Annotated in this window: 3 protein-coding genes; all 3 read right to left on the bottom strand. The window is 65.7% G+C overall.

Translation table 11 applies throughout. The features are described 5' to 3' along the window. Nucleotides 1-345, bottom strand: a 345-nt coding sequence (locus tag EQG76_RS02870) for an NAD(P)-binding domain-containing protein (RefSeq protein ID WP_159710450.1), incomplete at its 3' end; no start/stop codon positions are given. Between the two features lie 46 nt (nt 346-391). Continuing rightward, complete coding sequence (gene ilvN / locus EQG76_RS02875; RefSeq protein WP_159710452.1) at nt 392-907, bottom strand: acetolactate synthase small subunit; 516 nt, start codon at nt 905-907, stop codon at nt 392-394. An 85-nt stretch (nt 908-992) separates the two neighbouring features. After that, nucleotides 993-2,512, bottom strand: a 1,520-nt coding sequence (gene ilvB, locus EQG76_RS02880) for a biosynthetic-type acetolactate synthase large subunit (protein WP_159710454.1), incomplete at its 5' end; no start/stop codon positions are given.

The raw sequence follows: 2,512 nt of genomic DNA on the forward strand, positions 1-2,512 counted from the left end.
CTTGAAGTGAATGTTCAGGCCGTGCGCGAACATCAGCGCAGCGCCCTGCTTCATGTTGGCGGCGAGCTCTTCAGCCCACAGATCGGCCTGGAGCTCGTCGGGCACCAGCACCATGACGACGTCGGCCCACTTCGCGGCCTCGGCGGGCGTCATCGCCTTCAGGCCGGCGGCCTCGACCTTCTTGCGGGTGGGCGAGTTCGCGCGCAGGCCGACCACGACCTCGGCGACGCCGCTGTCCTTGAGGTTGTTGGAATGGCCGAAGCCCTGGCTGCCATAGCCGATGATGGCGACCTTCTTCGACTTGATCAGGTTGAGATCGGCATCCCGATCGTAATAGACGCGCATGTTTCGCCCCTCCCGGCTCGACAATGACGGATGTTGACGGTGCGGATTACTCGCTGCGGTCGCTTTGCAGCATGTTCTCGCCGCGCGCGATCGCGACCACGCCGGCGCGACTGACCTCGGCGGGTTCCACCAGCGAGATGAAGGCATCGACCTCGTCGGAGGTACCGGTGCATTCGAACACGAACGAGCCGGGCGAGCTGTCGACCAGGCGCGCGTGCATGAAGTCGGCGATCCTTAGCGCCTGGACCAGGCGCTCGCGGGTGCCGGTGATCTTGACCAGGGCCAGCTCGCGCTCGACGTGCGGCCCTTCCACCGTCAGGTCCTGGACCTTGTGGACCGGCACCAGCCGGGCCAGGAGGTTCTGGATCTGCTCGATGACGAGGCGGGTGCCGGTGGTGACGATGTTGATGCGCGACAGGCCGCGCTCCTTGTCGACCTCGGCGACGGTCAGGCTCTCGATGTTGTAGCCCCGGCCGGAGAACAGGCCGATGACGCGGGCCAGCACGCCGGGTTCATTGTCCACCAGCACCACGATGGTGTGGCGCTCTTCAGGCATCGTCATGTGCGGGGGTATCCCCGTTATCGGTATGTGCGGTGGCGACCGGCACTGAAGTGCCGGTCGCGGCGAGATCGAGCGAAGCGTTGGTTCAGACGGTTACCATGCCGTCTTCGGAGCCCTTGACCACGCCCCAGTCATCGTCCGGTGCGAGCTGGATCTCGTTATGCGCGGCACCGCCCGGGATCATCGGGTAGACGTTCTCGGCCTGATCGGTGATGCAGTCGACGATCACCGGCCGGTCGACCTTCAGCATCTCGCGGATGACGTCGTCGACCTCATCGGGCTTGGAGCAGCGCAGGCCCACCGCACCGAAGGCTTCCGCCAGCTTCACGAAGTCCGGCAGGCTGTCGTTGTAGCTCTCGGCATAGCGGTTGCCGTGGAAGAACTCCTGCCACTGGCGGACCATGCCCATGTAGCTGTTGTTCAGGATGAACGACTTCACGGGCAGGCGGTACTGGAGGGCCGTCGACATCTCCTGCATGTTCATCAGCCAGGAGGCGTCGCCGGACACGCAGACCACCAGCGAGTCCGGGTGCGCGATCTGCACGCCGATCGCGGCCGGCAGGCCATAGCCCATGGTGCCGAGCCCGCCCGAGGTCATCCAGCGCAGCGGCTTCTCGAACTTGAAGTGCTGGGCAGCCCACATCTGGTGCTGGCCGACGTCCGTCGTGATGTAGACGTCCTGGTCCCTGGTCAGGTCGTAGAGGCGCTGGATCGCGTATTGCGGCTTGATCAGGGTGGAGCTGTTGCGGAAACCCAGCGAGTTCTTGCCGCGCCACTCCTCGATCTGGCTCCACCAGGCCGCCGTGCGCTCGTTCTTCACTGGCTCGTTGTCCCGCCGGTTCCAGGCGTCCAGCATGGCGCGCAGGGTCGGCAGGGCGTCGCCCACGATCGGCAGGTCGACCGCGATGTTCTTGTTGATCGAAGATGGGTCGATGTCGACGTGGATCTTCTTCGAGTTCGGCGAGAACTTCGCCGTGGTACCGGTCACCCGGTCGTCGAAGCGCGCACCGATGCAGACCATCACGTCGCAGTCGTGCATGGCCATGTTGGCTTCGTAGGTGCCGTGCATGCCGAGCATGCCCAGGAACTGCGGATCAGAGGCTGGATAGGCGCCGAGACCCATCAGCGTCAGCGTGACCGGGTAGCCGGTGGCCCGGACCAGCTCGGTGAGCGTCGCACAGGCTTCGGTGCCCGAGTTCACCACGCCGCCGCCGACATAGAAGACCGGCCGCTCGGCGCGCTTGAGCAGGTCGACGGCCTGCTCGATCCGCTCCATGGACGGCTCGCGCACCTCGACCCGGCCGCGGATGCGCGACTGCTTCATCGACCGATAGGGGGCCTGGCTCATCTGCACATTCTTGGGCAGGTCGACCACCACCGGGCCGGGCCGGCCGGTGCGCGCCACGTGGAACGCTTCGTGGATGGCCGAGGCCAGGTCCTCGACGTCCTTCACCAGGTAGTTGTGCTTGGTGCAGGGGCGCGTGATGCCGACCGTGTCGGCTTCCTGGAAGGCGTCGTTGCCGATCATGTGGGTTGGCACCTGGCCGGTCAGGCAGACCAGCGGCACCGAATCCATCAGCGCGTCGGTCAGGCCGGTCACCGTAT

Origin of the sequence: Geminicoccus flavidas, from assembly GCF_009806515.1 — a bacterium.
Lineage (GTDB): Bacteria > Pseudomonadota > Alphaproteobacteria > Geminicoccales > Geminicoccaceae > Geminicoccus > Geminicoccus flavidus.

Coding starts and splice junctions, on each gene's coding strand:
- ilvN (WP_159710452.1), bottom strand. CDS start 907: ATGACGATGCCTGAAGAGCGCCACACCATCGTGGTGCTGGTGGACAAT.